Consider the following 26098-nt stretch of genomic DNA (forward strand, 5'->3'; position numbering starts at 1 on the left):
CATGGCCTTTCTCCTGGGCTTTCTCATCGCCTTCGCCATCGGGGTCACGGGGGTAGGCGCGGGGACCATCACCGCCCCGCTTCTCATCCTGGCCCTAGGCCTCCCCCCGGAGGTGGCGGTGGGCACCGCCCTCCTTTTCGGTTTCCTGGTGAAGATCCCGGCAGGCGGGGTTTACCTCGCCCGGAGGCAGGTGGCGCCTAGGGCGCTTGCGCTCCTCCTCCTCGGGGGGGTACCCGGGGTGCTCCTGGGAAGCCTCCTCCTCACCGGGCTCAAAGGGGCCAAGGACCTCGTCCTCCTCCTGGTGGGGCTTACCGTGGTGGCTTCCGCCGCCTTGGGGCTTTGGCGGAGCTTCCGGAAGCACGCTGCGGGCAGGGAAAGGCCCAAGCTCCTTCCCCCCGCGGCCTTCGGGATTGGCCTCGAGGTGGGCTTCTCCTCCGCCGGGGCCGGGGCCTTGGGCACCCTCCTCCTCCTCTACGCCACCCGGCTTTCCCCCCAGCAGGTGGTGGGCACGGACCTCCTCTTCGGCCTGGTCCTCTCCCTCCTGGGGGGCGGGGTGCACCTCCTCTTCGGCCAGGTGGACCCAGGCCTCCTCCTCGCCTTGGGCACCGGGGGCATCCTGGGCGCCACCCTGGGGGCCCTCTTCGCCACCCGCTTACCCCGGGAGCCCCTGCGGCTCGCCCTCCTCCTCTGGCTCCTCTTCATCGGGGGGCAACTCATCTACCGGGGGGTGGCGCATGGGTAAGGTCTACCTGGTGGGGGCAGGCCCGGGGGACCCCGAGCTCCTCACCCTCAAGGCCCACCGCCTCCTCCAGGAGGCCCCCGTGGTCCTTCACGACCGCCTGGTGGACGGGCGCATCCTGGACCTCGCCCCGGGGAAGAAGGTCTACGTGGGGAAGGAGGAGGGGGAAAGCGGGAAGCAGGCCGCCATCCACCGCCTCCTCCTCCACTACGCCCGCCGCTACCCCTTTGTGGTGCGCCTGAAGGGCGGGGACCCCTTCGTCTTCGGCCGGGGCGGGGAGGAAGCGCTTTTCCTTCTGCGGCACGGGATCCCCGTGGAGGTGGTACCGGGGGTGAGCAGCCTGCTCGCTACGGGCCTGCCCCTCACCCACCGGGGCCTGGCCCACGGCTTCGCCGCCGTGTCCGGCGTGGTGGAAGGGGGCGGCTACCCCGACCTCCGGCCCTTCGCCCAGGCTCCCACCCTGGTGGTGCTCATGGGGGTAAAAAGGCGGGTCTGGATCGCCCAGGAACTCCTACGTCTAGGCCGGAATCCAGAAGAGCCCACCCTCTTCGTGGAACAGGCCACCACGCCTAAGGAGCGCCGCATCCCCGCCCGCCTGGGCGAGGTAGCCCAAGGCAAGGTGGCCGTGGAAGCCCCCGCCCTCTGGATCCTGGGAGAAGCGGTGCGGGTCTTTGAGGAGGCCCGCTTAGAAGCCGAAGCGCTTCTACGGAGGTAGCCCATGGTGGATACGCTTCCCACGTTGGAGATTGGCGAGGACGAGCGCCTGGACCTGGAAAACCTGGCCACGGGGGCCTTCGCCCCCCTCCAAGGCTTCTTGACCCGGGAGGAGGCCCTGAGCGTGGCCGAAACCATGCGCCTGCCCACGGGGGAGGTCTGGACCCTTCCCATCCTCCTGCAGACCCCCGAGAAACCCCGGGTGGGCCCAGGGGACACCGTGGCCCTGGTCCACGGAGGGGAACGGGTGGCGCTCCTACACGTGCAGGATGTGTACGCCTTGGACCTGAGGCGCCTGGCCAAGCAGGTCTTCGGCACGGAAAGCGAGGCCCACCCCGGGGTGGCCCGGCTCTACGCCAAAGGCCCTTATGCCCTGGGGGGGAAGGTGGAAGTCCTAAAGTTCAGGGCGCGTAGCCCTCTGGAGAAAACCCCCGAGGAGGCCAAGGCCCTCTTCCGGGAATGGGGGTGGAGGCGGGTGGTGGCCTTCCAGACCCGCAACGCCCCCCACCGGGCCCACGAGTACCTGATCCGGCTCGGCCTGGAGCTGGCGGACGGGGTTCTCGTCCACCCCATCCTGGGGGCCAAGAAGGCGGACGACTTCCCCACGGAGGTGATCCTCCAGGCCTACCAGGCCCTCATCCATGGGTTTCTCCCCCAAAACCGGGTGGCCCTCTTCGGCCTCGCCACCCCCATGCGCTACGCCGGGCCCAAAGAAGCGGTCTTCCACGCCCTGGTGCGCAAGAACTTCGGGGCCACCCACTTCCTGGTGGGCCGGGACCACGCCGGGGTGGGGGACTTCTACGATCCCTACGCCGCCCACCGCATCTTTGACGAGCTTCCCCCCTTGGGCATAGAGATCCTCCGGGTGGGGGCCGTCTTCCATTGCGCCCTCTGCGGCGGCATCGCCTCGGAAAGGACCTGCCCCGAAGCGCACCGGGAAAAGCGCCTTTCCATCAGCATGACCAAGGTGCGCGCCCTCCTGCGGGAAGGGAAGGCTCCACCCCCCGAGCTGGTGCGGCCCGAACTCCTCCCTATCCTGCGGCAGGGGGTGTAGCGAGGGCTTTCCGCACCCGGGGCAGGACCTCTCCGCCCAAAAGCTCAATGGCCCGAAGCACCTTAGTGTGGGGCAGGGTGCCCACGGTGAGCTGGAGCACGAGCCCTTCAGGGCGGAAGAGCTCGTACCAGTAAAGGGCCTTCTCCGCCACCCTAAGGGGGTCGCCGATGAAGTCGGCCCCCTCGAGGCCCCGGGACCAGGCGAAGTAGCTGAGGTCCACAGGCCGCCAGCCCCGCTCCCGCCCGATCCGGTTCATCACCTCCAGGAAGGCGGGAGCGGCAAGGCGGAAGGCCTCGGCGTCGTCCTCGGCCAAGAAGCCGTGGGCCGCAAGGGCGAGCCTGGAGGTGTGGCCGTGTTCCAGGGCCGTTTTCCGGTAAAGCTCCACGAAGGGCAGGAAGCGCTTGGGGCTTCCGGCGATGATGGCGAGGACCAAGGGAAGCCCGAGCTTCCCGGCGCGCACCGCCGACTCGGGGCTCCCCCCCGCCGCCACCCAAAGGGGCAGGGGGTTCTGCTTGGGTCTCGGGTACACCCCAAGGCCGGGGATGGGCTTGGTGAAGCGCCCCCCGGGCCAAAAGACCCTTTCCTCTTCCCGGAGCTTCAGGAGAAGGGCAAGCTTCTCCTCAAAAAGGGCCTCGTAGTCCCGGAGGTCGTACCCAAAAAGCGGGAAGGACTCCACAAACGAACCCCGCCCCACCCAAAGCTCCGCCCTGCCCCCCGAGAGGAGGTCCAAGGTGGCAAACTGCTCAAATACCCGGATGGGGTCCTCGGAGGAAAGGACCACCACGGCGCTGGCAAGCCTTATGCGCCGCGTGCGGGCCGCTAGGGCGGCCAGCACCACCGCCGGGGCCGAAACCACGTAGTCCTCCCGGTGGTGCTCCCCCACGGCGAAGAGGGAAAGCCCCACTTCGTCGGCCAGCTCCGCCTCCTCCAAAAGGCGCTCTAGCCTTTCCTCCGCCGTGGGAGGGCGGCCCAGCCCGGGGTCAAAGGTGCGCTCGCCAAAGGTGTAAAGGCCCAGCTCCATGCCCTGAGGATAGGCGAACGCTTTATTTTTGAAAGCGCCCTAGGCCACCCTGGGCCCTACGCCCGTGCCCGGCGCCGGCTGGGTGCGGCCTCGGGCAAGGCCTCCACCCGCTTGGCCCTTTCCAGCTTGATCCCCTGCACCTCGGCCAGCCGGGGCAGGTCCTGGGGACGGAGGTCCACGTAGAAACCCTCCTCCCCTTGGGCGATCTTCCCCACCTCGAGGCCCCGCTCCTTCAAGAGGGCCACAAGCCGGGGCAGGGTAAGCCGGGGCCCTGTAGCCTTGAAGGTGAGCCAGCCCTCCTCCCCCGTGAGGAGGCTTTTCTCCTTGGGCGCCCCGCCCAAGAGGAGGGCCATGATGGCGGCCACCACCTCCACCCGCCCCTCGGCGAAAAGCCTCCCGGCAAAGTCCAGATAGGGCTTGTAGTCCCGCTCCGGCACCCGGGCCAGGCGGGCCAGGAGGTGGTGCCACTTGGCCTCCAGCACCTCCTCGGGGGTGGGGGGGTTCACCCGCTTGAAGGTGCGGCCCACCGCCCGCTCCAGCTCCGAGAGCTCCCGCTTCTCCCGGGCCCCGTAAAGGACCACCACCTCGCCCCCTCGCCCGGCCCGGCCCGTGCGTCCCGAACGGTGCTGGTAGGTTTCCACCTTGTCGGGCAGGCGGTAGTGGACCACCAGGTCCACCTCGGGGATGTCCAGGCCCCGGGCGGCCACGTCCGTGGCCACCAGAACCCGCACCTCCCCCTCGCGGAAGGCCCGCATGACCCGCTCCCGGTCCGTCTGGGAAAGGTCCCCGTGGATGGCCCGGGCCGGATGGCCCAGGCGCAGGAGCCCCGTGGCCACCTCCTCGGTTTCCGCCTTGGTGCGGGTGAAGACGATGGCCCGCTTGGGCGCCTTCACGTAAAGGAGGTCGGAAAGCAGGGCCAGCCGGTCCCCCGGGGCCAGGATGGCCTCCTCCTGGTAGGTAACCCCCTCCTCCCGCACCACGTTGATGACCACGGGGGCTTTCATGTAGCGCTCGGCGAGCCTCCGGGCCCAGGAAGGCAGGGTGGCGGAGAAGAGGAGGGTCTGCCGCGCGGGAGGGGTAGCGGAAAGGATGGCCTCCACCTCTTCCTCAAAGCCCATGGAAAGCATCTCGTCCGCCTCGTCCAAGACGGCGATCTTCACCTCGGAAAGGTCCAAGACCCCTTGCCTTAGGTAGTCCAGGGCCCGCCCCGGGGTGGCCACCACCACGTCCGCCCCCCGGGCCAGCTCCTCCTTCTGCTTGCCGTAGCCGGTGCCCCCGTAGACCGCCACCACCTTGAGGTGGGGGGCCACCGCCGCCACCTCCCCCGCCACTTGGAGGGCAAGCTCCCGGGTGGGGGTGAGGATGAGGGCCCTGGGCTTCCTTCCCCGCACGGGGCTCAGCTCCAGGGCCTGGGCGATGGGCAGGGCGAAGGCCAGGGTCTTGCCGGTGCCCGTGCGGGCCTGGCCGATGAGGTCCTTGCCCTCCAGGGCCAAGGGGAGGGCGGCCGCCTGAATGGGGGTAGGGGCGGTAATGCCCCGCCGGGCCAAGGCTTCCTTGATCTCTTCCTTCAGGGGAAAGTCTTTGAACTCCATTCTCGCTCGCTTCCCGGGCCCCACCCGCGCCCGAAAAGGAGGGGTAAAGCCCGTAAAACCTTTTGAGTTTAGTGAACTAAAGCACGAGCACGCATGTCAAGGGGATGACCTCCACCACCTCCCCCTCCCGGGCGTCCTGGTCCGGGGGGAGGACCACCAAGGCGTTGCCGAAGGCCATGGAGCGGAGGACCCCGCTGCTTTGGTTGCCCGTGGTGCGCACCACGAGCTCCTCCTCAAAGGAGAGCACCCCCCGCCGGAAGACCTTCTTCCCCTTGGCCCCCTTGAAGGGGGTGAGGGCCTTGGCCTTCAGGGAGCGGTAAGGGGGGTCGGTGCGCTCCTGGAGGCGGAAGAGGAAGGGCCTCCCGTAGAGGAAGAAGGTGACCATGCTGGACACGGGGTTGCCCGGGAGGCCCAAGACGGGCAGGCCCCCAAGCCGGGCAAGGAGCAAGGGCCCTCCGGGTTGCTGCTTCACCTTCCAGAAGACCACCTCCCCCCTTTCCTCCAAGACCTTGCGCACCACATCGTATTCCCCCATGGAAACCCCGCCTGAGGTGAGGAGGAGGTCCAAAGGCCCCGCCGCCTCCAAGCGGGCCAGCACCTCCTCGGGGCGGTCCGCCACCTTGCCCAGGAGGACGGGCTCGCCCCCCGCCTCGAGGACCAACCCCAGGAGGCTATAGGCGTTGGAGTTGTACACCCCACCAAAGGGCAAGGGCTCCCCCGGTTCCACCACCTCGTCCCCCGTGGAGAGGATCCCCACCCGGGGCCGGCGGAAGACCCTGAGGCGGGGGTAGCCCATGGCCGCCGCCAGGCCCAGCCTCCCGGGCGTGAGGAAATCCCCCCGCCTCAGGTAGACCTCTCCCCGCTTCAGGTCATCCCCCTTGGGCCGGATGTCCTTGGGGCTCGCCGGGGCGAAGAGGAGGACGTCCTCCCCTTCCCGCCGCGTGTCCTCCACCCGAACAACGGCGTTGGCCCCCTGGGGAATGGGGGCTCCCGTGTACACCGCCACCGCCTCCCCCTTCCCCACTCTGCCCCCGAAGGGCCGCCCCGCCGGGGACTCCCCGATGACCCGAAGGCGCACGGGGTTCGCCTGCGAAGCCCCAAGGGTGTCCTCCTCCCGGCAGGCGTAGCCGTCCACGGCGGTATCGTCCTGGTCCGGGTGGTCCACCCGGGAGGCGAGGTCCTCCGCCAGGACCCGGCCGTAGGCCTCCCTTAAGGGAACCTCCTCCACGGGCAAAGGCGCCTTGGCCTCCGAAAGCACCAGGGCTAGGGCTTCCTCCACGCTGAGGTTCGCGCGCATAACCCAAAGTTTAAGGTAGGCGCAAAGCCCCCGCCCCCACCGCCTCCTCGGGATAGGGAAGGGGCTTGGCCCAGGATTTGAGAAGCTCCTCGTAGGCTCTAGGAGGCAAGCCTGGCCTTTCCTCCATGAGGAGGGCCAAGGCTCCCGCTACCCAAGGCGCGGCAAAGGAGCTTCCCCGGCACACCGCCTCCTTGCCCCCCGGCCCCCGGCAAGCCAACCCTTCCCCCGGGGCAAGGAGGTCCAGGTATGGCCCCCAGGTGCTGAAGGCCGCAGGCCCTTGGAAGCGGGCGTCCAAGGCGCCCACGGCCAAAAGCCCTGGGAGGTCAAAGGCGGCGGGGTAGTGGGCGGGGCCCCGAGGCCCCTGGTTGCCCCCCGCCGCCACCACCCCCACCCCTTCCGCCAAGGCCCTGCGCAACAGGCCTTCCAGGGCTTCCACCGGCGTGTCTCCCCCTAGGCTCAGGTTGAGGACCAGGGGCCTAGGCCCCCCAAGGGCGTAGCAGATCCCCTGGATCACGCGGCTTGCCCGGCATACCCCTTGGCTGTCGCACACCCGCACGGGCATGATTTGGGCCTCCGGGGCCACCCGCAGGACCAGGGAGGCCACCTGCGTGCCGTGCCCACCGGGAAAGGCGTCCTGGGGGAGGGCATCCCCTTCCACGAAGTCGTACCCGGGGAGGAACCGCCCTTCGGGAAGAGCCTCCACCCCGGTGTCCAGCACCGCCACCGCCACGCTTCCCCCTCGGAAGCCCCGCACCCAAAAGCCGCCTGCCCCAACAGGTTCAACCCCCTCCAGGTCCAACGACCAGAGGCTTTCCGGATCCGCCTTGTACATGGGGTCTTGGGCCTCGAGGGTTTCTAGGGCAAGGCCCAAGGGAAGGCCCCCCACACCCAACCGGTAGAACCGCAGGCCGCACGGTCCTAAGCTTCCCTCCTCCAACACCCGAAAGCCAGGGGGCAGGCTCACTGGCTTCCCCTCCGGCAGGAAGAGGAGCGCCTCTTCCCGCACCACCTGGCCCAAGACCACCAGCTCCGCCTCCACCGCGGGGCTCCCCTGCGCCCGGACCCGCCGCTTTCCCCCGGGAACCCCTGGAACCCGGAAACGCACCTCCCCGGGCCGCCGCTCCACCACCGCGGCCTCCACCCCATCCACGGTCACGCGGACCCTCTCTGGGGAAAGCTCCCCAATACCCAGGCGCACCTCCTCCCCCACCATAGCCCTGCGGGGATAAAGGACCCCCGGAGGCAAGGAGGCAACCTTCTCCTGGAAAAGACCTAGGGCGAAAAGAAAGGCCCCGCCCAAAAGCAGCAGCAACCCCCCCAACAAGCCCCAGGGCACATCGGGGGCAGGTTTGGTCTCCATAGGGGAATTTTATCCAAGGCGGGCCATGCGCTCCCGGTACCGCTCGGCAAGGGCCTCGTGCCCCGCTTCCGCCAGGAGGGCCACCGCCTCCTCCAGGAAAGCCCCCTCCCCCCGTAGCTCGGCCAAGTTCGCCAGCACCGCCGCCGTGAGCACCACCTCCCCCGCCTCCCGGGCTAGGAGAAGGGCCCTTTGGTAGGCATCCTCCGCCTCTTCCCTGCGCCCCTGGCGATGGTAGAGGGCGCCCAGGTTGTTCCAGGCCCGGCCCAGCACCTCGAGGCTTCCCCCCTCCTCCCCAAGTTCCAAAGCCTCACGGTAGAGGCTTTCCGCAACGGCAACGTCGCCCAGCCGCTCCCGGAAAACCCCCAGGTTGAGGAGGAGTCTAGCGCGGGCCAAGGCCCCCTTGGCCCCCGAAAGCGCCTCCTGAAAGGCCCGTTCTACCACCTCGCGCGCCACCTGGCCCTCGGCCAGAGCCAGGGCGCGGTTGCCCAAAGCCCCCGCATAGCGCTCCTCCTCCCCCTGGGCCAGGAAACGCACCGCCGCCCGGGCAAAGGCCTCCGCCGCCTCCTGGAACCTGCCTTCCCCAAGGAGGAGATACCCCCTTAGGTTCCAAGCCTCCGCCGAGCCCTCCTTCGCACCCTCCAGGACCCGCCAGGCCTCTTCTCGCCGACCCAGACGGAAGGCGATGATGCCCCTCAAGAGGCGCACCTCTTCGGTTTCGGGAAGGCCCCTCAAGAGCTCCAGGGCTTCCCTGAAGCGCCCAAGCCGCTCCAACGCCCGGGCGCGCTGAAGGCGGATGGGAGGAAGGTCGGGGGCGCCCTCCAAAAGGCGCAACACGTCTTTGGGATTGCGGGAGAGAAGGGCCTGGGCCTCCGCCAAAAAGGCCTCCACCGCCCGCCCCAGGTCCTCTCCTCGGAGCAAGGGCGAAGCCAGGCGGTACAGGTACGCCGCCTCCCTCAACGGGCGCCTTCGCGCCAACACGAGGGCTTCTTCCCGGGCCTCGAGGCCTAAAGGGGGCTCCAGGAGAGGCCTGCCCCTGGCGTCCACAAGGCCCCGAAGCCGCAGCCGGACCAGGGTTTCCCCCCCAGGTATCTCCCCACCAAGGAGTAGGCGGAAGAAGGCCCGCCGGTCCTCCTCAGGCAAGAGGAACCGCGCCAAGCGGGGTAGGCGCGGGGGCTCAAGCAGCCCGGGTAGGGAAGCGAGGCGCTCCCAAAGGGCCTCCGCTTCCTCCCAAAAGCCTAGGGCGGCTAAACCCGTGGCAGCGCGCTTGACCCCCTGGGCCACCTTTCGCGCCACCGCTTCCCGTTTGCGCCACACCCACTCCTCCAGTTCCTCCGGAAGCCTTAGGGTAAGGCGTTCCAGGAAAGCCCCGCGGTAAAGACGCAGGGCCTCCTCTACCCTCCCCTCCTTAAGGGCCTGGAAGACGAGGGGCAGGTCTAGGTCCACCCGGGCGGCCAACACCTCCTCCCCCACCACCACCCCAAGCGGGCGAAGCTGCAACAAGGCCACGGCCAGGCTGTTGAGGGCATCCCGGGCCCGGGGCCAGAAGAGCTCCGCCAGGTGGCGGCGGGGCTTAGGGCCCTCCACCGCCAGGTAGGCCAGGAGGAGCAGGGGCTTCTCCCGGCCAAACCGCATCCCTTCAAGCTCGGGCCCTCCCAAGGTGCGGAGAAGGGGCATGCCCCCATGCTACCCAACCCGTTCACCCTCCGCTCAGGCGCCGTTCACGCCCCCTTTGCTCTCCTAAAAGCCGGGAGGTGATCCCAGGTGCAAAGGCTTTGGCAGGCACTGGCTCTTGGAAGCGCCCTCCTTGCCGCTTGCAATGGGGGAGGGCCCAGCGGTACCCAGGTACAGGTCCAGCTGGTGAACGGGCTTAGCGAGCCCATCAACGCCACCGCCGCCGCCTACCGGGTGGGCAACGGCCCCTTCCAACCCCTAAATCCCAGCGGGCTCGGCATCTACACCTTCACCGTCCCCGCAGGGCAGGACCGCTACACCGTGGTCTTCCGTTGCCCTACCTTTGGCACGCTAAGCTCCCAGCAGGTACAGGCCGTAAGCTACGAGCTTACCCTGCAGGAAGCCACCTCTTTCAAAGTGCGCTGTTACGGGGGGTACGCGGGCCCGGAGGCCAATCTAAACCAACCCGACGACAACACCAGCAGCCGGGATTTTAGCGGAGGGTACGCCACAGCTTACTCAGCCACAACAATGGCGTCCCTTTCGGACGAAGGAACAGACGGCTCAATCAACGATATTGATAACGCCTTCCGTGTCCCCGTGGGCCAGAACCGGGAAGTGGCCATCTTCGGGGAAGTGGGAGGTACCTACTACTTTGGACGGGGCTTCTTCAACATCACCCCCACCACCACGGGCATCCCCCCGATCAACGTGAGCCCGGTGAGCGCAACCTTCACCACCTCCAGCCCCGCCCAGGCCAACCTTCTGGGCAGGGAGGTGAACATCTTCTTGGGTACAGGCTCCTCCTTCCCCAAACCTAGCTCCCTTTCAAGCGACCTCTACCAGGTTCTAACCTTTAGCGGTTCTAGCGCCGCTCTGAAGCGCATCCCCGCCCCGAACCTACCCTCCACGGTGAACATCAGCGCGCCAAGCCTCACCTTCACCCCCACCGTGCCCACACCGGCCCCAGGAGACCTTCCCACCTTCCAGGCCCTCTCCGCAAGCGGCTTCTCCGGGGGAATAGACCTCCGGGGCTACCTCCTGGTGCTGAGCTGGCCCACCGGGTCCTCCTGGCAGCACTTCGTGAGCCAGGGGGCCCTGGGAGGAACCAACTACGCCCTGCCTGACCCCACAAGCATCGCTGGGCTTAGCGCCCTCAAGCCCGCAAGCGGAGACCCGGTCAACTGGCAAGCGGTAGCCCTGGGTGTGGACCAACCCCTTGGCCACCTCCTGGCCGCCGACCCCATTCCCCAAGGGTTTGGCTTTGACCTCGTGGACCGCGGCACCGCCCTGGAGCTAGAAGCCGAAAGCGCAGGCGGCTCCTACACCCAACCTTAGGCGGCACCCTCCCCTAGGCCCCGCCTCCAGGCGGGGCCTTTTGCCGGAAGGCCCAGGGCCAGAGGGCGATGCCCAGGGCGTAAAGGGCCAAGGTGGCCCCAAAGAGGTAGTGGAAGGCACCAAGCCCTAGGGCGGCCTGGAGCTTGCCGGAAAGGGCGCTTCCTAGGGCGAAGAGGAGGCTCCAAAGGGCCGACTCCACCAGGAAGAAGCCCGCGCGCTCCTCCTCGGGTAAGTAGTCCATGACCAAGGCGGCGTAGACGGGCCCGGCAGCGTTCATCAGGGCCCCCCGCACCAAAAGGGCCAAGGTGACCACGGGAAGCCAAGGGGCCCAGGCCAAAAGGGCGAGGAAGGGAAGGGAGAGGGCCTGCACCCAGACGATGGCCCCAAGCTTCCCCACCCTATGGACCAAGAGGGGCTGGAGGAGCATGGCCCCGCCCGTGGCCAAGGAGGAAAGGGCGAAGACGAGGCCCGTGGCCCCGTAGGTGAGCCCGAACTTCTCCTTCAGGTAAAGGTTCAAAAAGGGGATGACGAGCCCCGCCCCAAAGCCGATGACCACCTGGGGCACGAGGAGGCGAAGCCACACCCCAAACCGCCCCTTTAGCCGCGGGACCTTCCCCTCCCCTTCCGGCAAGCCCAGCGCCAAGGGCACGGCCAGGAGGAAGAAGGGCAGGGCGAAAAGGAGGACGTGCCTGGCCCCCACCCACTCGGAGAGGAGGCCGGCGAGCAGGGTGGAGAAAAAGCCGCTCGCCGTGGTGAGGGCCGCCTGCAGGCTGAAAAGGGCCACCCGCCTTTCCGGGGGCACGAGCCGCGCCATGAGGGGGGCCGCCGCCCCCTGCAAGAGCGCCCCCGCCAGGCCGTACCCCCCGAGGGCGGGAAAGACCAAAAGGCCAAGCCCGAGGAGCACCCCGCTCCCCGCCGCCAGGAAGAAGGCCAAGTAAAGGCTTTTCAGGTAGCCCAGGCGGGGGATGAGGTAGGCAAGGGGCAGGGCGGACACCACCCCCACGAGGAGGAGGAGTGCCTGGGCGTAGCCGATGTGGGCCCGGGTGTACCCCAGGGCCTCGAGGTGAAAGTTCAGGAAAAAGTAAACCAGGTTGGCCCCGAAGGACCAAAGAAAGCTCGCCAGCACAAAGCGGTACGCGGGGGAAAGCCCCTTCAACGAATACCTCCTTGGCCTAAGCCTCCCGGCTTGGGCAAAAGGGGGCGAGGACGCAGGCGCCGCAACGGGGCTTCCTCGCCGTGCACACGTAGCGGCCGTGGAGGACCAAGGCGTGGTGGACGAAAACCCAGTCCTCCCTGGGGAAAAGCCTTTCCAGGTCAGCCCCGATCCTCTCCGGGCGCTTGGCTTCCGTGAGGCAAAGCCTCCGGCTTAGCCGCGCCACGTGGGTGTCCACGGCGATGCCGGGGATGCCGAAGGCCGCCCCCAGGACCACCGTGGCCGTCTTCCAGCCCACCCCGGGAAGCCGCATGAGGGCCTCCTTGTCCTTAGGCACCTCGCCCCCATACTCCGCCACAAGCCGCTTCGCCAAGGCCACCAGGTTCTTGGCCTTGGTCTTGTAAAGCCCGATGCGCCTGATATAGGGCTCCACCTCCTCCGGGGTGGCCTCCGCCAGGGCCCGGGCGTCGGGGAAGCGGGCGAAGAGGGCCGGGGTGGCCTCGTTCACGCTTTTGTCCGTGGCCTGGGCGGAAAGGACCGTGGCCACGAGGAGTTGGAAGGGGCTATTATGCCGAAGCTCCGTGCGGGCACCGGGATAGGCCTCCTTGAGGGCCTTCAGGATGGCGAGGGCCCTAGCCTTCTTCTCCTTTTCGCCTTCCCTCGGACAACCCACGCCCCCTACTCTACAATGGGGCCGTGGAAAGGCCCAAAATCGGGCTCATCGTGCGCGAGCCCTACGCCAGCCTCATCGTGGACGGCAAGAAGACCTGGGAGATCCGCAAGCGCTACGCCCGCCACCGAGGTCCCTTGGGCATCGTCACGGGAGGGAGGCTCATTGGCCAGGCGGACCTGGTGGGGGTGGAAGGCCCTTTCAGCGTGGAAGAGCTCCTGCCCCACTTCGCCAAGCACCAAGCGGAGGAGGCCTTCCTCCGGGCCTACGCCGAAGATGCCCCCCTCTACGCCTGGGTCTTGGAGAACGCCTTCCGCTACGAGAAGCCCCTCTGGGTTCCCCGGCGCAAGGGCCGGGTCATGTTCGTGGACCTGTCCGAGGTACCGTGGTGAGCCCCCCGTAGCCCACGAAGACCAGAAGGTCGGGGTCCAAGGCAGCGATGACCTCGGGGCGGTGGGTAGCGGCCACCAAGGTGATCCCCGCTTCCCGGCACAACTTCCCTAGGCCCAGGGCCACCCGCCGGGCGGTGGGCACGTCCAGGTGGGCGGCGAACTCGTCTATGAGGACAAGGTCGGGCCTCTCAGCCAAGAGGAGGGCCAGGCGGAAGCGCTCCCTCTGCCCCGTGGAAAGCTCCTTGGGCCTTGCCCGGTAGAGCACGGCGTCGGAAAGCCCCACGCGGTTCAGGACCTCAATGGCCGCCCCCACGTCCCCGAGCTTCCGGTAGACCGCCTCGAGGACCGCCCCCTCCCCCAGCGCCACCTCCCGCTCCCCCGGGATGTACGCCACGCGCCTGCCCGGGGGAAGGACCACCCGGCCCAGGTCCGGGGGCTCGCCCAGGAGGAGGCGGAGCAGGGTGGTCTTCCCCGCCCCGCTCGCCCCCGCCAGGACCACCAGGCTTCCCGGGGGGATTTCCAAATCCGCACCCCTTAGCACCGCCCGCTCCACCACCCGGGCCCTTACCCCGAAGGCGGCCAAGGCCTCCTGCACCTCCGGAGGGAGGCCCTCCAGGTCTAAGTGGCTCCGGTAGGCCTTGTGGACCCCTTGGAGCCTTATGGGCCCCTTTAGCCCCGCCACCCGCCCAAACCGGGGCCGGAAGAGCCGCCCCCCGTGGGCCCGGGCGTAGGGGTCCTCCCGGAGGAAGCACTCCAAGTAGGCCTTCGCCTCCTCGGTTAGGGGATAGAAGAGCACGGGCCGCCCCGAGGCGGTTTCAAAGAGGTAGCGGAAGCCCACCTTTTCAAAGAAGGGGTGGTAGCGGGCCATCTGGGCGATGGTGTAGACGAGGTGCTTCTCCCGCCTCCCCTCGGGGGCACCCCGCTCCTTGGCCCACGCCAAGGCCATCTCCACGAGAAGCTTCCCAAAGCCCTCCGAGCGGTAGTCGGGGTGGACCACCACCCGGGCGATGCGGGCGGCGGCGGTATTGACCCGGTCTAAAGCCTCCTCCCAGTCGCCTCCCCCCTCGTAGGTGGGGTGGAACCAGTCCTTGGGAAAAATCCTTTCCCGGATGTCCCGCTCCACCCCTTCGGGGGTCTTGCGGTGCATGCGGGGGATGGGCGGGTCTAGGCGCAGGTAGCCGAGGATTTTGGGCTCAAAGGGGAGGCGCTCCAAGAGTTCCAGCACCAGAAAGCGGCTTGCCGGGGTGGAGCCCCGAATCTCCTTAAGCCGCGCCTCTCCCCCGCAGTCGCAAACGGGCTTGGTGTTGGCCAGAAGGGTTTTCTGGCACCGGGTGCAGACCCAAAGGGCCACCACCTCCTTCTCCGAGGCGTAGTGGAACTGCTCCAGCTCGGCGATGGCCTCAAAGTCCCCCTCGTACGTGGCCTCCCGCACCCTAAGGCGGTAGCGGTAGGCCTCCCCGCCCAAGGGGCTTTCCCGCACGTGCACGAGTTCCCGGCTAAAGGGGGGCCAGATGGGGAAGGCCCCCTCCAGGGCGTACTCGTCAAAGCCCAGGAGGGGCTTCTTGAACTCCGTGCTTAGGCGCACCCGGTCCCCCGGGCGAAGCCACTTGGCGGCGTCCCCCGACATGCGGAGGACGGTGCCCCCTTCCAGGAGCACCTCCCCGTACCAGCGCCAGTAGACCCTGCGCCCCAGGACCCGCACGTCAGTAGGCCTTGGCGAAGACCACCCGCTTGCCGTAGGCCGCAGGCTTCCCGCACCGCACGCAGACCCCCTCCTCCGGCTCCCCCTCAAAGGGCACGCAGCGGGTGGTGGCGGTGGTTTCCTCCTGGATGAGCCGCTCGCAGGCCTTGTCCCCGCAGTGGAAGGCCAGGGCGAACCCCTCCTGCACCGCCTCCTTGAAGGCCTCGTAGGTGTCCACCCTGCGGGTGTGGGCCTCGCGGAAGGCCAGGGCCCTTTGGTAGAGGGCCTCGTGGAACTCGTCCAGTTTTTGGGGCAAGAGGGCGGGCAAGGCCTCCAGGGAAACCCTCTCCTTCCCTCCCAGGCGGCTTGCCAGCACCGCCTCGCCCGCCTCGAGGTCCTTGGGGCCGAGCTCCACCCGGTAAGGCACCCCCTTGAGCTCCCACTCGTGGAACTTGTACCCCGGGGTGTACTGGTCCCGGTCGTCCAGGTGGACCCGCACCCCCGCCTTCAAGAGGCGGCGCCTGAGGTCATGGGCCGCCTCCAGGACCTTTTCCCGGCTCTCCTCCCGGTAGATGGGAACAATGACCGCCTGGATGGGGGCCAGGCGGGGAGGAAGGACGAGGCCCTGGTCGTCCCCGTGGGTCATGATGATGGCCCCGATGAAGCGCCAGGAAAGCCCCCAGCTGGTGGTGTGCACGTACTTCACCTGGAGGTCCTTGTCCTGGAACTTGATGTCAAAGGCCCGGGCGAAGTTCTCCCCCAGGTAGTGGCTCGTGCCCGACTGCAGGGCCTTCCCGTCCCGCATCATGGCCTCAATGGTGGTGGTGTAGACCGCCCCGGCGAACTTTTCCTTCTCCGTCTTCCTCCCTTCCACCACGGGGATGGCGGCGTACTCCCGGGCGAGCTTGGCGTAGATGCCGAGCATCCTTCGCACCTCCTCCTCCGCCTCCTCCCGGGTGGCGTGGGCGGTGTGGCCCTCCTGCCACAAGAACTCGCTGGTGCGCAGGAAAGGCCTGGTGCGAAGCTCCCAACGCACCACGTTCCCCCACTGGTTTAGGAGCTGGGGCAGGTCCCGGTAGCTCTTGATCCACTTGGACCACATGTACCCGATGACCGTTTCCGAGGTGGGCCGCACCGCCAAAGGCTCCTCCAGCTCCTCCCCCCCGGCATGGGTCACCACGGCAAGCTCGGGGGAAAACCCCTCCACGTGCTCCGCCTCCTTCCTGAGGAAGCTCATGGGGATGAAGAGGGGGAAGTAGGCGTTTTGGTGGCCCGTCTCCTTGAACATGCGGTCCAGGACCTGTTGGATATTCTCCCAAATGGCGTAGCCGTAGGGGCGGACCACGATGGTGCCCCTCACCGGCCCGTAGTCGGCGAGCTCCGCTTTCTGGATGACCTCGAGGTACCACTCGCTGAAGTCTTGGCTCTGAGGGGTTAGGCCCTTCTCCTTCGCCATACCCGCCCATCATACCCCAGTAAAATGGCCCCATGGACCTTATCCCCGTTCTCAAGGAGCTTCACCAACCCGGCGGCAAGATCCTCCTCGTGGTCCTGGACGGCGTGGGGGGGCTTCCCCTGGAGCTGGGAGGCCCCACGGAGCTGGAGGCAGCCCAAACCCCCAACCTGGACCGGCTAGCCCAGGAAAGCGCCCTGGGCCTTCTCACCCCCGTCCACCCGGGCCTCGCCCCGGGCTCGGGCCCCGGGCACCTGGCCCTTTTCGGCTACGACCCCTTCCGCTACCTGGTAGGCCGGGGGGCCCTGAGCGCCTTGGGCCTGGGGGCGGACTTCCGGGAAGGGGACATCGCCCTAAGGGGCAACTTCGCCACCTTGGACGCCGAGGGGAAGGTGGTGGACCGCCGGGCGGGCAGGCCCTCCACGGAGGAAAACCAAAGGGTCATCGCCAAGCTAAAGGAGGCCATCCCCCGGATAGAGGACGTGGAGGTCCACTTCTACACGGAAAGCGAGCACCGCTTCTTGGTGATCCTACGGGGCGAGGGCCTGGGGGATGGCGTGACGGACACCGACCCGCAGAAGGCGGGCCTTCCCCCCTTGGAGGCCAAGCCCCTGGACGAGGCCTCCCAGAAGACCGCCCACGTCCTCAACCTCCTCTCCCAGCGCATCCGGGAGGTGCTCAAGGACGAACCCCGCCTCAACGGGGCCCTCTTCCGCGGGGCCTCCAAGAGGCCCCGCTTCCCCGGCTTCCAGGAGGTGTATGGTCTAAAGGCCGCCGCCATCGCCAGCTACCCCATGTACAAGGGCCTCGCCGCCCTGGTGGGCATGGAGGTCCTCCCCGTGGAGGGGGAAGGGGACGCCCACGAGGGGAAAATCAAGGCCCTGCGGGAGAACTGGGAGCGGTACGAGTTCTTCTACCTCCACTTCAAGAAGACGGACGCCAAAGGGGAGGACGGGGACTTCTATGGCAAGGTGCGGGAGATTGAGCGCTTTGACGCCCTCCTGCCCGAGCTCCTCGCCCTAAAGCCCGAGGTCCTCGCCCTCACCGGGGACCACTCCACCCCCGCCCTCCTCAAGGCCCACTCCTGGCACCCCGTGCCCCTCCTCCTCAAGGCCCCCTACCTGCGGCGGGACGAGGCGAGGCGCTTCACGGAGGCCGAGGCCCTGAAGGGAAGCCTCGGCCACCTAAGGGGGGTGGAGCTCATGCCCCTCCTCCTGGCCCACGCCGGGCGGCTATTGAAGTATGGGGCCTAAAATGGAAGGGTGATCCGGCACCGTTTGAGCCTCGAGGAGTTCCAAGCCCTTCTGGAAAAGGCTCCGGAAGGGGTGCGGTTGGAGCTTCTGGACGGCGAGGTGTACGAGATGGCCCCCATTGGTAGCGAACACGCCGGCTTGGTCACTTACCTAGCCAAACGCCTAGAGCTTTACTACGGGGACCGGGCGCTGGTTTACGTGCAAAACCCTCTCCTTCTCTCCCCCACCTCCTTGCCCCAACCCGACCTGGCCCTCCTCCGTCCCCGGGAAGACTTCTACCGAACCCGTCTCCCCCAGCCCGAGGACGTCCTATTGTTGGTGGAGGTAAGCCCCTCCACCCGGGAACTGGACGAAGGGGTGAAGCTCCCCCTTTACGCCCAGGCCGGCATCCCCGAGGTCTGGCTGGTGGGAACGGATACCCTGGAGGTCCACCGGGAGCCCAAGGGCAGCCGCTACCGCCTCCGCCTCCTCCTGGAGCTGGGGGAAGCGGTGGCGCCCCTCCTCCTGGGCGACCCACCCTTCCCCTTTGATCCTCCTAGAGGTACCCCGCCCGCCTAAGCTCCTCCTGGACTGCCTCCAAAACGAGCTCGTAGGCCCGGTCCAGGTCTACCCCCTTAAGCGTGGCCCCGGCGGCGGGCACGTGCCCGCCGCCCCCAAGCTTCAGGGCGATGTTCTGGGCGGAAACCCCGCCCCGGGAACGGATGGACACCTTCACCCCCTCCTCCCGCTTGCGCAGGAAGACGGAGACCACGCTCCCCTCCACGTAGCGGATGAGGCCCACGAAGTCGTCGGAGTCCTCCTCCTCCCGCTTCGCCTCCTCGGGGAGGTGGGCGGTGACGAGGAGCCCCCCGAAGTGGAAGGCCACGGTGGAGAGCACCTGGCCCATGAGGCGGAAGTAGGAGGGGGGGCGGAACTGGAGGCGGTCCGTGAGCTCGGCGAGCTTCACCCCGTAGCCCACGAGCTCCGCCGCCACCCGGAGCACCTCGGGGGTGGTGTTGGCGAAGCGGAAGTTGCCGGTGTCCGTGAGGATGCCGGTGAGCACGGGGGTGGCGATCTCCGCCGTCCAGGCCACTCCCAGGAGGTCAATGAGGTCCTTGACCATCTGGGCCGTGGCCGCCTTGGAGGGGTCCACCACGTGGAGGTGGCCGAAGCGGGGGTTGGTGCCGTGGTGGTCAATGTTGATGACGAAGCCCTCCACCGGCACCCCCACCACCCTCGAGGGCTCGGCGCTGTCCAAGGCCACCAAAGTGGCCCCGGGAGGAAGCTTCTCCACGGGGTCGGAGTACTCCTCCTCCTTGGGGAGGAAGCGGAGGAAGCGGGGGGGCTCGGCCACCCAGCGGGCGTCCTTACCCAAGGCCTTGAGGGCCCGGTAAAGCCCCAAGGAGCTACCGATGGCGTCCCCATCGGGGTCCACGTGGGTGGCGATGTAGATGGGGCCCTCCACCGCTTTCAGGACCTCGGCCACAAGCCGCATCTTCTCCCAGTACTTGGGGTCAGGAGCGTTCCCGTCCACGAAGCCCATCCTACAGGTTCCACCCCCCCGCCACCTCGAGGACCTGCCCCGTGAGGTAGGGCTCCCGGACGAAGAAGAGCACCGCCCGGGCCACCTCCTCTAGGAGGGCGAGCCGCCCCATGGGGATCTCCTGGAGGGGCTTGGAAACGGAGTTCTCCGCCACCCCGGGGGCCACCACGTTGGCGGTGATCCCCGCCTGGGCGAAGCGCTTGGCGATGGCCTTGGTGTAAAGAACCACCCCCATCTTGGCGATGGCGTAGGGGGTGATGTGGGGCCGGGCGATGGGGTTGGTGGCCCCGGCGTAGCCCAAGTTCACGATGCGCCCGTAGCCTTGGGCCACCATGAGGGGGAGGACCCTTTGGGTGAGGAGGAAGGTGGCGGTGAGGTTGGTGTCCATGATCCAGCGCCACTCCTCGAGGCCCACCTCCTCAATGGGCTTGTAGAGGTAGTCCCCCACGTTGTTCACCAAGACCCCAATCCCCCCCAGGTGGTAGCGCACCTCCTCCACCAGGCCCGCCACCTCCTCCTCCCGGGTGAGGTCCGCCCGCACCTTGATGGCCTTTACCCCCAGGGCCTCCGCCTCCTTCCGGGTGGCCTCCGCCAGGCCCTCGGAGGTGCGGTAGTGCACGGCCACGTTGAACCCTTCCTTGGCCAAGGCCAGGAGGATGGCCCGGCCAATCCCCTTGGCGCTTCCCGTGACCAGGGCTACCCGCATGGCCCCTCCAGGTACCTTTCCAAAAGCCTCCGGGTGAAGGTGTTGAGGGGGTAGGCGAGGGCCGCCTCCGGGGGAAGCCAGGCCCACTCCAGGATCTCCTCGCCCGGCCGCACCTCCCCTTCCCCCTGGGCGACATAGTTGAAAAGGAGCATGTGGGTGGGCTTATGGAACTCCGGGCTAAAGAGGGCCTCCTGCACCAGGAGGAACCGGACCTCCTGGAGCGCTAACCCCACCTCCTCCCGTATCTCCCGCCTCAAGGCATCCTCCAGGCGCTCGCCCCACTCCACCTTTCCCCCCGGCACCCCCCATAGCCCCCGCCACTTGGCGGTGCGCACCAAGAGCACCTTGTCCCCTTGCGCCACTAAGGCCCCCACCGTGGGGATGGGATACTGCGGACGATCCTCCATACGTACCCAAGGCCAAGATACAGGGCCTGGAGGAGGACAAAGGTGAGGTACGCCCCAGGCTGGTGGAAGGCGAGGAAAACCCCGAGGAAGAGGAGCTGCGTGGTAAGCCCCAGGTTCACCACCCCCGCCAAAGCCCCCTCGTCCCAAAAACGCACGGGGTCCAGGCCCAAGCGCCTTTGCAGGGAAACCTCCAAGGCCCGGATGGCGCGGTCCTGGGGAAGGAAGAGGAGGGCGTAAACCCCCCGGAGAAGGCGGAGGAAGGGGGTTTCCGGGCCCTCCGGCTCAAGGGGAAGGGGAAGCCCCCGCGCCTCCCGGTAAAGCCTTTCCAGGTTGAAGTCAAAGGACTGGACCAGGGTGAAGACGAGGAAGGCGAGGACGGCTCGCTCCACCTCCCCCGTGCGCAGGGCCAGGGCGAGGAAGAGGGCGAGGTTGCCCAGGAAGTCCATCTCCGTGTCCAGGTAGCGGCCCAAGGCGCTCACCTCCCCCCTAAGCCGGGCAAGCTGCCCGTCGGCGTTGTCCAGAACGGTCTTGAGCTGGAGGAGAGAGGCGGCCCAAAGGTCCTCGCCCTGGTAAAGGAGCCAGGCGGCCAGGAGGACGAGGCCCGTGTGGAGGAGGACCAAATGGTGGGGGCGCACCGGGGTGGGGAGGAGGAGGCGGACCAGGAGGTGGGCCAGGGGGCGGAAGAGGAGGGCGTTTAAGAACTCCTGCACCGGCCTTTCCTTCGCCCCTGGCACCATGGCTAGTCCTTAAGGTGCTCCAGGACCCAGGCCACCACCTCGTCCAGGGTCATCCCGCTGGTGTCCAGGACCAAGGCGTCGGGAGCGGGGGCGCTTTGGGCCTTGTCCTTCTCGTCCCGCTCCAGGAGGTCCTTGAGCACCGCCTCGTAGGTTTCGGGCCGCTCCTTGGCCCGCCTTCTCGCCCTAACCTCGGGGCTTGCCGTGAGGTAGAACTTGTGGGGGGCCTCGGGGAAGACCTTTGTGCCCATGTCCCGCCCCTCGGCCACGAAGGGCGGGGGCACTTCCTTGAGCCTCGCGTTCACCCAGGCCCTCACCCCCGGGTGGCGGGCCACCTCCGAGACCACCCGGTCCACCTCGAGGGTGTGGAGGAAGGGCGTGAGGTCCTCCCCGTCCGCCAAGACCCGGTTTTCCCGCCCCGGCACGAGGCGCACCTCGTGGGCCCCAAGAAGCCGCAGAAGCCCCTCCTCGTCCCTGGGGTCCACCCCGGCCCTCAGGGCCAAAAGGGCCGCCCCCCGGTAGAGGAGGCCGCTAGAGAGGTAGGGCACCCCCAAAGCCTCCGCCACCCGCCTCGCCACGGAGCTCTTCCCGGAGGCGGAAGGCCCGTCTAGGGTCACGATCCCCCGCATAGCCCAAGGAGGTCCCGGAAGAAGCCGGGATAGGAGATTTCCGCCCACTCGGGCTCGTGGACCCGCACGCCCACGGGGAGGCCCGCCACGGCGAAGGCCATGGCGATGCGGTGGTCGTGGAAGGGCTCCACCTCTCCCCCTCGCACCCCACCCCCCCGGATGCGGAGCCAGTCCGGGCCCTCCTCCACCTCCACCCCCAAGGCCCGCAGGTTGTGGGCGATGGCGGCTACCCGGTCCGACTCCTTCACCCTGAGCTCGGAAAGGTTGGGGATAAAGGTCTCCCCCTCCGCCCAGGCGGCGGCGGCGGCCAGAACGGGCACCTCGTCCACCATGAGGGGAATGAGGCCAGGGTCCACGGAAACCCCCTTGAGGGGGCTATACCGGGCCCGGACGTAGCCCACGGGCTCCCCCGCCTCCCCCTCCAGGACCTGCCACTCCAGGTCGGCCCCCATGGAGGAAAGCACCTGCAAGAGCCCCGTGCGGGTGGGGTTTAGGCCCACCCCCTCCACCACCACCTCCGAGCCCGGGACGATGAGGGCCGCCACCAGGAAGAAGGCGGCGGAGGAGAAATCCCCCGGCACCAGGAGGTCCTTGGCGGGAAAGGGGGAGGCCTTCTCGGTCTGGACCCGGTTCCCCTCCACCCTCAGGGGCAGGCCGAAATGGCGGAAGAGCCTTTCCGTGTGGTCCCGGGTGGGGACCGGCTCCTCCACCTCCGTGACCCCCTCGGCGAAGAGGCCGGCGAGGAGGAGGGCGCTCTTTACCTGGGCGCTGGGGACGGGAAGGGCGTAGCGGATGCCCCGCAAGGGACCGCCCCGCACCGCCAGAGGGGCCCTTCTCCCCCCCTCCCGCCCGTCCACCTGGGCCCCCATGGCCCGCAAAGGCTCCACCACCCGGCCCATGGGGCGGCGGCGGAGGGAACTATCCCCGGTTAGGACGGCAAAGACCCCCTCCTGCCCCGCCAGGATGCCCAGGAGGAGGCGCATGAGGGTCCCGGCGTTCCCGCAGTCCAAGACGTCCTCGGGCTCCTTGAGGCGAAGGCCCCGGCCCCGCACGCGGAAGTGCGGGCCTTCCTCCACGATCTCCGCCCCCAAGGCCTTCAGGACCCGGGCGGTGGAGAGGGTATCCCCGGCCTTCAAGGGGTAAAAAAGCCTTCCCTCTCCCTCCGCCAGGGCGAGGAGCATGAGGCCCCGGTGGGTCACGGACTTGTCCCCGGGCACCCTCAAGGCCCCCCGCAAGGGGCCACAGGGCCTAAGGTCCAGGTGGGCGCGGTCCATGCCCCCTAGTCTTGGGCGGGAGGGGGCCTTCGGTCAAGGCTTGGAAGAAAGGGGGGGCTTTTCTAGAATGGGGGACAAGCATGGCCCTGGCCTGGCAAAGCCCGGTGTACCTGGAAAGGGCCCGCCTTTTGGACCTGCTCCCCGAGGAGGTGGGCTTCGCCGTTCTCCTGCAGGCCCCGGCGGGCTTCGGCAAAAGCGTCTTGGCCGGGCAACTTTCCGCACGGCTTGGGATGCGCACCCTTTGGGGAAGCGCCCTCTTAGGGGAACCCCGGGCCCTCTTGGCGAGGGGCCTGGGCCTACCCGAAGAGGCCCCTTGGGGGGTCATCCTGGAGGCCTTAAGGGCCGAGCCTACCTTGGTGGTCCTCGAGGACCTCACCGGGGAGGAGGCCCTCTCCCCCCTCCTCCGCACCCTCCCCTGCCTCCTGGTCCTGGCGAGCCGCAAGCCCCTCCCCTACCCCGAGCTCCCCAAGCTCCTGGCCGAGGGCAGGCTTCTGCGCCTGGGGCCCGAGGACCTCGCCTTCACCCTCGAGGAGGCCAAGGCCCTCTTTGGGGGCCGGGGGCCCTGGGAGGAGGCCCACCGGGCCACGGGGGGGTGGCCCCTGCCCCTCTTCCTCTCCGCCCTCACGGGGAAGCCCCCGGAGGCGGAGGCCCTCCTCCAGGGCCTAAGGGAAAGCCTGAGCGAAGGGGAGTTCCGCGAAGGGCTTCTCCTGGCCGCCCTCCCCTTCCTCCCCCAAGCCCACGCCACCCCCGAAACGGAAAGCCTTTTCCAAAAAGGGCTTCTGCGGCTTACCCCAGAGGGGTTCCGCCTCCACGACCTCATGCGGGAGATGGCCCTGCGAAGCCTCCTCCCCGAGGTACAGAAGGCGGTGCGGGAGGCAGAGGGAAGGCTTCCCCCAGAGCTTTTGGCCGAGGCCTACTTCGCCTCGGGCCTCACGGAAGACCTCCTCGCCCTTATGGAAAAGCCCATCCCCATCAACCTCCCGGCGGAGCGCCTCGTCGCCTGGGAGGGGCTTTTGCGCAAGGGGGGAAAGCGGGCGAGGCTACGCCTGGGGGAAGCCCTCCTCCAGTGCGGCAAGAAGGAGGGGTTCCCCCTTTTGGAAGCGCTTGTGGAGGCGGAAGACCCCAGGCTCGCCCTAATCGCCATGGGCCACCTCGCCTACTACCTGGCCGAGCCCATGCTGGGAAAGGACCTCCCCCGGGCGCGGGCCTATCTGGAGAGGGGCCTCGCCCTTTTGGAAAGGGTGCCCGGGGAGCTTGCGGGGCGCTTCCTCAACGACGTGGCCCGCGTGCCCTACGAGGAGGGGAAGCCCGAGGAGGCCATGGGGCTCCTGGAGGAGGCCCTAAGGCGCCTGCCCCCCGAAAGCCCCTACCGCATCGCCCCCCTCACCAACCTGGCCTTCCTCCGCTTTGAGCTCCAAGGGGACTTCCTGGGGCGCATGGCCGCCCTGGAGGAGGCCCTGAAGAAGGCCCACCCCGCCAACCGCCCCGGCCAACTGCGGGACCTGGGGCGGCTTTACCTCCTCCTCGGGGAACGGGAGAGGGCCAAGGCCTACTTCCGCCAGGCGGCGGAGGCCCCCGGGAACCCCTTGGCCGCCCTCGAGGCCCAGATGCTCCTCGCCCACCTGGAAGGGGATGCGGAAACCCTGGCCCGCCTGGTAGCCCAGGCGGAGCTATGGGAAAACCCCTACCTGGTGGCCCGGGGAAGGGCCCTGTGGGCGGAGGTCCAGGGGGACCCGGGCCTGGTGGAGGGCCTGGAGGGCTTCCTCCCCCGCCTCACCCTGGCCCTCCTGAAGGGGGATGCCCGCCTCCTCCCCCCCTATCCCGAGGAACGGGAGGAGCGGCTTTACTGGCACGCCGCCCGCTATCGCCTTTTGGGGAAGGAGGAGGACCTCCAAGCCCTCCTCGCCCTCACCCAAGCGGGAGGGCGCCTCCTTCCCGGGCTCATCCCCCTAGAACGCCTTCCCCGGAACCAGCCCGAACTCGCCCGGGCCTACCCCTTGGAGGAGGTCCTGCGCTCGGGGTGGAAGGAGGCCCTCCTCCTCCGCCACGCCGAGATCCCCCCGTTACGGGTGGAGGTCCTGGGAAGGTTCCGCATAGAAGGCCCCTTGGGGCCGGTGGAGCTCAAGGGGAAGGCCAAGGAGGTCTTCGCCCTCCTCCTCCTAGGGCTTCCCCGGGAGGAGGTGGCCTTCGCCCTCTGGCCCGACCTGCCCGAGGAGGCCGCCCTCAACAACCTGTACGTGTGGCTTGCCCGGCTTCGCAAAACCCTGGAGCCCTGGGGGGTGGCCACCTACCTCCAGGAGGAGGGCCTCGTTCGGGTGGAGGCGGACCTCTTCGCCCTGGAAAGGGCTTTGGCGGAGGAAAGGGCCGAGGAGGCGCTCAGGCTCTACCGCGAACCCCTCTTCCCCGGCCTGGACCACCCCCTCTTGGACCGGAAGCGGGAGGAGGTCTATCACCGGGTACGGGCCCTGTTCCTGCAAAAGGGCGAACCCCCCTACCTGGAGCGCCTCCTGGAGCTAGACCCCCTGGACGAGGAGGCCCTCCTTCCCTTGGTGGAAGCCTGCCTCCAAAGGGGGCAGAGGGCCCGGGCCCTAAGGTTTTTGGAGAGCTACCGCAAGCGGCTATGGGAGGAGCTTGGGGAAAGGCCTTCGCCCCGCCTACAAGCCCTCCTTAGCCGCCTCTTGGGCTAGCCCCAAGGAGAAGCCCCTCCCCCTCCCAACCGGCCTCCTCCCCCGCCTCGAGGAGGAGGGTGGCGGGAGGCTTCAGGACCTCACCCCCAAGCCTCGCCTCCCCTTCAAGCAGGGTAAGGACGAGGGGGGCCTCCGCCCGCAAGGAAAGCCGCCCCGCCAAGGGATAGCGGAAGAGGTCAAAAAAGGGGGTGGCGAGGAGCCTTTCCCCTCCCTCCACGGGTTCAGGCCGTACCTCGGGAAGCGGCACGGGCTCCAGGAGGGCCACGGCCAGGGCCTTTTCCAGGTGCAACTCCCGGGGGCGGCCGTAATCGTAAAGCCGGTAGGTGAGGTCCGAGGGGGTCTGGACCTCGTAGACCCGCACCCCGGGCCCCAAGGCATGGACCAGGCCGGCGGGGAGGTAGACCACCTGCCCCGGCCGCACCTGTACCCGGTTCAGGACCTCGTCCAGGGTGCCCTCCTTGGCCCTCGCCGCCACCTCCGCAGGGGCCACGGGACGGCGGAAGCCGTAGACGATCTCCCCCGGGGCGAGCACGTACCAGGCCTCGTACTTGCCCGGCTTCCCCTCCACCGCCAGGGCGTAGGCGTGGGGCGGGTGCACCTGGACGGAGAGCCAGGCCTCGGGGTCCAAGAGCTTCACCAAAAGGGGCGCCTCGCAAAGCCACACCTCCCCGATCCCAGGGCCGAAGCCCAAGGCGCTTCCCCCCCAGATGCGGGCCACGGGTTTGGGCGGGCAGGGCCGCATGGGGGTTAG

General features: G+C 68.4%; 24 protein-coding genes. 8 read left to right on the forward strand and 16 right to left on the reverse strand.

Annotation, left to right across the window (positions count from 1 at the left end; genetic code table 11):
- The first annotated feature begins 1 nt into the window (after position 1).
- From L0C60_RS05415 to L0C60_RS05425, 3 genes are read left to right on the forward strand one after another with little or no spacing between them, the layout of a single operon-like run.
- Entirely contained in the window at positions 2-742 is a 741-nt protein-coding gene (locus L0C60_RS05415) for a sulfite exporter TauE/SafE family protein (protein ID WP_234503053.1), read from the forward strand.
- Positions 735-1454: a uroporphyrinogen-III C-methyltransferase gene (gene cobA, locus L0C60_RS05420; protein WP_234503051.1), complete on the forward strand. Its 720-nt coding sequence runs from the start codon at positions 735-737 to the stop codon at positions 1452-1454. The genes L0C60_RS05415 and cobA overlap by 8 nt, the downstream gene beginning before the upstream one ends.
- A 3-nt stretch (positions 1455-1457) precedes the next feature.
- Positions 1458-2507 (forward strand): sulfate adenylyltransferase, encoded by a 1050-nt coding sequence (locus tag L0C60_RS05425; protein WP_234503048.1) that lies wholly within the window; start codon positions 1458-1460, stop codon positions 2505-2507.
- Here L0C60_RS05425 and L0C60_RS05430 read toward each other — a convergent pair.
- The 5 genes from L0C60_RS05430 to L0C60_RS05450 form a co-directional block, all read right to left on the reverse strand.
- The gene (locus L0C60_RS05430) at positions 2485-3528 is read right to left on the reverse strand and encodes an LLM class flavin-dependent oxidoreductase (RefSeq protein ID WP_234503045.1); all 1044 of its coding nucleotides are present in this window, start codon (positions 3526-3528) and stop codon (positions 2485-2487) included. The genes L0C60_RS05425 and L0C60_RS05430 overlap by 23 nt on opposite strands.
- Before the next feature lie 56 nt (positions 3529-3584).
- A complete protein-coding gene (locus L0C60_RS05435) occupies positions 3585-5120 on the reverse strand; it encodes a DEAD/DEAH box helicase (protein WP_243092593.1) in 1536 nt (511 codons plus the stop codon).
- Positions 5121-5196: 76 nt separating this feature from the next.
- Entirely contained in the window at positions 5197-6417 is a 1221-nt protein-coding gene (locus L0C60_RS05440) for a molybdopterin molybdotransferase MoeA (protein ID WP_234503038.1), read from the reverse strand.
- Between the two features lie 10 nt (positions 6418-6427).
- Positions 6428-7777: a S8 family peptidase gene (locus tag L0C60_RS05445; RefSeq protein ID WP_234503035.1), complete on the reverse strand. Its 1350-nt coding sequence runs from the start codon at positions 7775-7777 to the stop codon at positions 6428-6430.
- 9 nt (positions 7778-7786) lie between these two features.
- Positions 7787-9451, reverse strand: coding sequence for a tetratricopeptide repeat protein (locus L0C60_RS05450; RefSeq protein ID WP_243092594.1), 1665 nt, complete (start codon positions 9449-9451; stop codon positions 7787-7789).
- Between the two features lie 183 nt (positions 9452-9634).
- On the opposite strand from L0C60_RS05450, the gene L0C60_RS05455 reads away from it, so the two are divergent.
- Positions 9635-10786 (forward strand): hypothetical protein, encoded by a 1152-nt coding sequence (locus L0C60_RS05455; RefSeq protein ID WP_234503030.1) that lies wholly within the window; start codon positions 9635-9637, stop codon positions 10784-10786.
- 13 nt (positions 10787-10799) lie between these two features.
- Here the strand turns inward: L0C60_RS05455 and L0C60_RS05460 are convergent, their stop codons facing one another.
- Both L0C60_RS05460 and nth read right to left on the reverse strand, forming a co-directional pair.
- The gene (locus tag L0C60_RS05460; RefSeq protein WP_234503027.1) at positions 10800-11942 is read right to left on the reverse strand and encodes an MFS transporter; all 1143 of its coding nucleotides are present in this window, start codon (positions 11940-11942) and stop codon (positions 10800-10802) included.
- Positions 11943-11958: 16 nt separating this feature from the next.
- Positions 11959-12612: an endonuclease III gene (nth, locus tag L0C60_RS05465; protein WP_234503024.1), complete on the reverse strand. Its 654-nt coding sequence runs from the start codon at positions 12610-12612 to the stop codon at positions 11959-11961.
- Positions 12613-12635: 23 nt separating this feature from the next.
- Between nth and L0C60_RS05470 the strand changes: the two genes are divergently transcribed.
- Positions 12636-13001, forward strand: coding sequence for an ASCH domain-containing protein (locus L0C60_RS05470; RefSeq protein ID WP_234503022.1), 366 nt, complete (start codon positions 12636-12638; stop codon positions 12999-13001).
- On the opposite strand, the gene L0C60_RS05475 is transcribed toward L0C60_RS05470, so the two are convergent.
- Positions 12967-14703, reverse strand: coding sequence for a GNAT family N-acetyltransferase (locus tag L0C60_RS05475; RefSeq protein WP_234503019.1), 1737 nt, complete (start codon positions 14701-14703; stop codon positions 12967-12969). The two genes, L0C60_RS05470 and L0C60_RS05475, sit on opposite strands and share 35 nt — an antisense overlap.
- Before the next feature lies 1 nt (position 14704).
- Entirely contained in the window at positions 14705-16138 is a 1434-nt protein-coding gene (gene proS / locus L0C60_RS05480; RefSeq protein ID WP_234503016.1) for a proline--tRNA ligase, read from the reverse strand.
- Between the two features lie 32 nt (positions 16139-16170).
- On the opposite strand from proS, the gene L0C60_RS05485 reads away from it, so the two are divergent.
- Positions 16171-17388, forward strand: coding sequence for a 2,3-bisphosphoglycerate-independent phosphoglycerate mutase (locus tag L0C60_RS05485; RefSeq protein ID WP_243092595.1), 1218 nt, complete (start codon positions 16171-16173; stop codon positions 17386-17388).
- A gap of 9 nt (positions 17389-17397) precedes the next feature.
- The gene (locus L0C60_RS05490; protein ID WP_234503013.1) at positions 17398-17946 is read left to right on the forward strand and encodes a Uma2 family endonuclease; all 549 of its coding nucleotides are present in this window, start codon (positions 17398-17400) and stop codon (positions 17944-17946) included.
- Here L0C60_RS05490 and L0C60_RS05495 read toward each other — a convergent pair.
- From L0C60_RS05495 to aroA, 6 genes are read right to left on the reverse strand one after another with little or no spacing between them, the layout of a single operon-like run.
- Positions 17924-18901, reverse strand: a complete 978-nt coding sequence (locus L0C60_RS05495; protein ID WP_234504103.1) for a DHH family phosphoesterase — start codon at positions 18899-18901, stop codon at positions 17924-17926. The two genes, L0C60_RS05490 and L0C60_RS05495, sit on opposite strands and share 23 nt — an antisense overlap.
- A 10-nt stretch (positions 18902-18911) precedes the next feature.
- Entirely contained in the window at positions 18912-19616 is a 705-nt protein-coding gene (gene tmpR, locus L0C60_RS05500) for a bifunctional dihydropteridine reductase/dihydrofolate reductase TmpR (protein ID WP_234503004.1), read from the reverse strand.
- Positions 19607-20023: an NUDIX domain-containing protein gene (locus L0C60_RS05505; RefSeq protein ID WP_234503001.1), complete on the reverse strand. Its 417-nt coding sequence runs from the start codon at positions 20021-20023 to the stop codon at positions 19607-19609. Before L0C60_RS05505 ends, tmpR begins: the two co-directional genes overlap by 10 nt.
- Entirely contained in the window at positions 19978-20760 is a 783-nt protein-coding gene (locus L0C60_RS05510) for a CDP-alcohol phosphatidyltransferase family protein (RefSeq protein ID WP_234502998.1), read from the reverse strand. The genes L0C60_RS05505 and L0C60_RS05510 overlap by 46 nt, the downstream gene beginning before the upstream one ends.
- 2 nt (positions 20761-20762) lie before the next feature.
- Positions 20763-21386, reverse strand: a complete 624-nt coding sequence (cmk, locus tag L0C60_RS05515) for a (d)CMP kinase (protein WP_234502996.1) — start codon at positions 21384-21386, stop codon at positions 20763-20765.
- Positions 21371-22660 (reverse strand): 3-phosphoshikimate 1-carboxyvinyltransferase, encoded by a 1290-nt coding sequence (gene aroA, locus L0C60_RS05520; protein WP_234502993.1) that lies wholly within the window; start codon positions 22658-22660, stop codon positions 21371-21373. Before aroA ends, cmk begins: the two co-directional genes overlap by 16 nt.
- An 80-nt stretch (positions 22661-22740) precedes the next feature.
- Between aroA and L0C60_RS05525 the strand changes: the two genes are divergently transcribed.
- Positions 22741-25347 carry an AfsR/SARP family transcriptional regulator gene (locus L0C60_RS05525; RefSeq protein WP_234502992.1) on the forward strand — a complete coding sequence of 869 codons (2607 nt, stop codon included), beginning with the start codon at positions 22741-22743 and terminating at the stop codon, positions 25345-25347.
- On the opposite strand, the gene L0C60_RS05530 is transcribed toward L0C60_RS05525, so the two are convergent.
- Positions 25328-26089, reverse strand: coding sequence for a class I mannose-6-phosphate isomerase (locus tag L0C60_RS05530; protein WP_234502990.1), 762 nt, complete (start codon positions 26087-26089; stop codon positions 25328-25330). The genes L0C60_RS05525 and L0C60_RS05530 overlap by 20 nt on opposite strands.
- Between the last annotated feature and the right edge of the window lie 9 nt (positions 26090-26098).

This window comes from Thermus hydrothermalis (assembly GCF_022760925.1).
Lineage (GTDB): Bacteria > Deinococcota > Deinococci > Deinococcales > Thermaceae > Thermus > Thermus hydrothermalis.

What these genes read in the sequence shown, in the direction of transcription:
- L0C60_RS05415 (WP_234503053.1), top strand. Translation starts at nt 2, where the DNA reads ATGGCCTTTCTCCTGGGCTTTCTCATCGCCTTCGCCATCGGGGTCACG.
- cobA (WP_234503051.1), top strand. Translation starts at nt 735, where the DNA reads ATGGGTAAGGTCTACCTGGTGGGGGCAGGCCCGGGGGACCCCGAGCTC.
- L0C60_RS05425 (WP_234503048.1), top strand. Translation starts at nt 1,458, where the DNA reads ATGGTGGATACGCTTCCCACGTTGGAGATTGGCGAGGACGAGCGCCTG.
- L0C60_RS05430 (WP_234503045.1), bottom strand. Translation starts at nt 3,528, where the DNA reads ATGGAGCTGGGCCTTTACACCTTTGGCGAGCGCACCTTTGACCCCGGG.
- L0C60_RS05435 (WP_243092593.1), bottom strand. Translation starts at nt 5,120, where the DNA reads ATGGAGTTCAAAGACTTTCCCCTGAAGGAAGAGATCAAGGAAGCCTTG.
- L0C60_RS05440 (WP_234503038.1), bottom strand. Translation starts at nt 6,417, where the DNA reads ATGCGCGCGAACCTCAGCGTGGAGGAAGCCCTAGCCCTGGTGCTTTCG.
- L0C60_RS05445 (WP_234503035.1), bottom strand. Translation starts at nt 7,777, where the DNA reads ATGGAGACCAAACCTGCCCCCGATGTGCCCTGGGGCTTGTTGGGGGGG.
- L0C60_RS05450 (WP_243092594.1), bottom strand. Translation starts at nt 9,451, where the DNA reads ATGCCCCTTCTCCGCACCTTGGGAGGGCCCGAGCTTGAAGGGATGCGG.
- proS (WP_234503016.1), bottom strand. Translation starts at nt 16,138, where the DNA reads ATGGCGAAGGAGAAGGGCCTAACCCCTCAGAGCCAAGACTTCAGCGAG.
- L0C60_RS05485 (WP_243092595.1), top strand. Translation starts at nt 16,171, where the DNA reads ATGGACCTTATCCCCGTTCTCAAGGAGCTTCACCAACCCGGCGGCAAG.
- tmpR (WP_234503004.1), bottom strand. Translation starts at nt 19,616, where the DNA reads ATGCGGGTAGCCCTGGTCACGGGAAGCGCCAAGGGGATTGGCCGGGCC.
- L0C60_RS05505 (WP_234503001.1), bottom strand. Translation starts at nt 20,023, where the DNA reads ATGGAGGATCGTCCGCAGTATCCCATCCCCACGGTGGGGGCCTTAGTG.
- L0C60_RS05510 (WP_234502998.1), bottom strand. Translation starts at nt 20,760, where the DNA reads ATGGTGCCAGGGGCGAAGGAAAGGCCGGTGCAGGAGTTCTTAAACGCC.
- cmk (WP_234502996.1), bottom strand. Translation starts at nt 21,386, where the DNA reads ATGCGGGGGATCGTGACCCTAGACGGGCCTTCCGCCTCCGGGAAGAGC.
- aroA (WP_234502993.1), bottom strand. Translation starts at nt 22,660, where the DNA reads ATGGACCGCGCCCACCTGGACCTTAGGCCCTGTGGCCCCTTGCGGGGG.
- L0C60_RS05525 (WP_234502992.1), top strand. Translation starts at nt 22,741, where the DNA reads ATGGCCCTGGCCTGGCAAAGCCCGGTGTACCTGGAAAGGGCCCGCCTT.
- L0C60_RS05530 (WP_234502990.1), bottom strand. Translation starts at nt 26,089, where the DNA reads ATGCGGCCCTGCCCGCCCAAACCCGTGGCCCGCATCTGGGGGGGAAGC.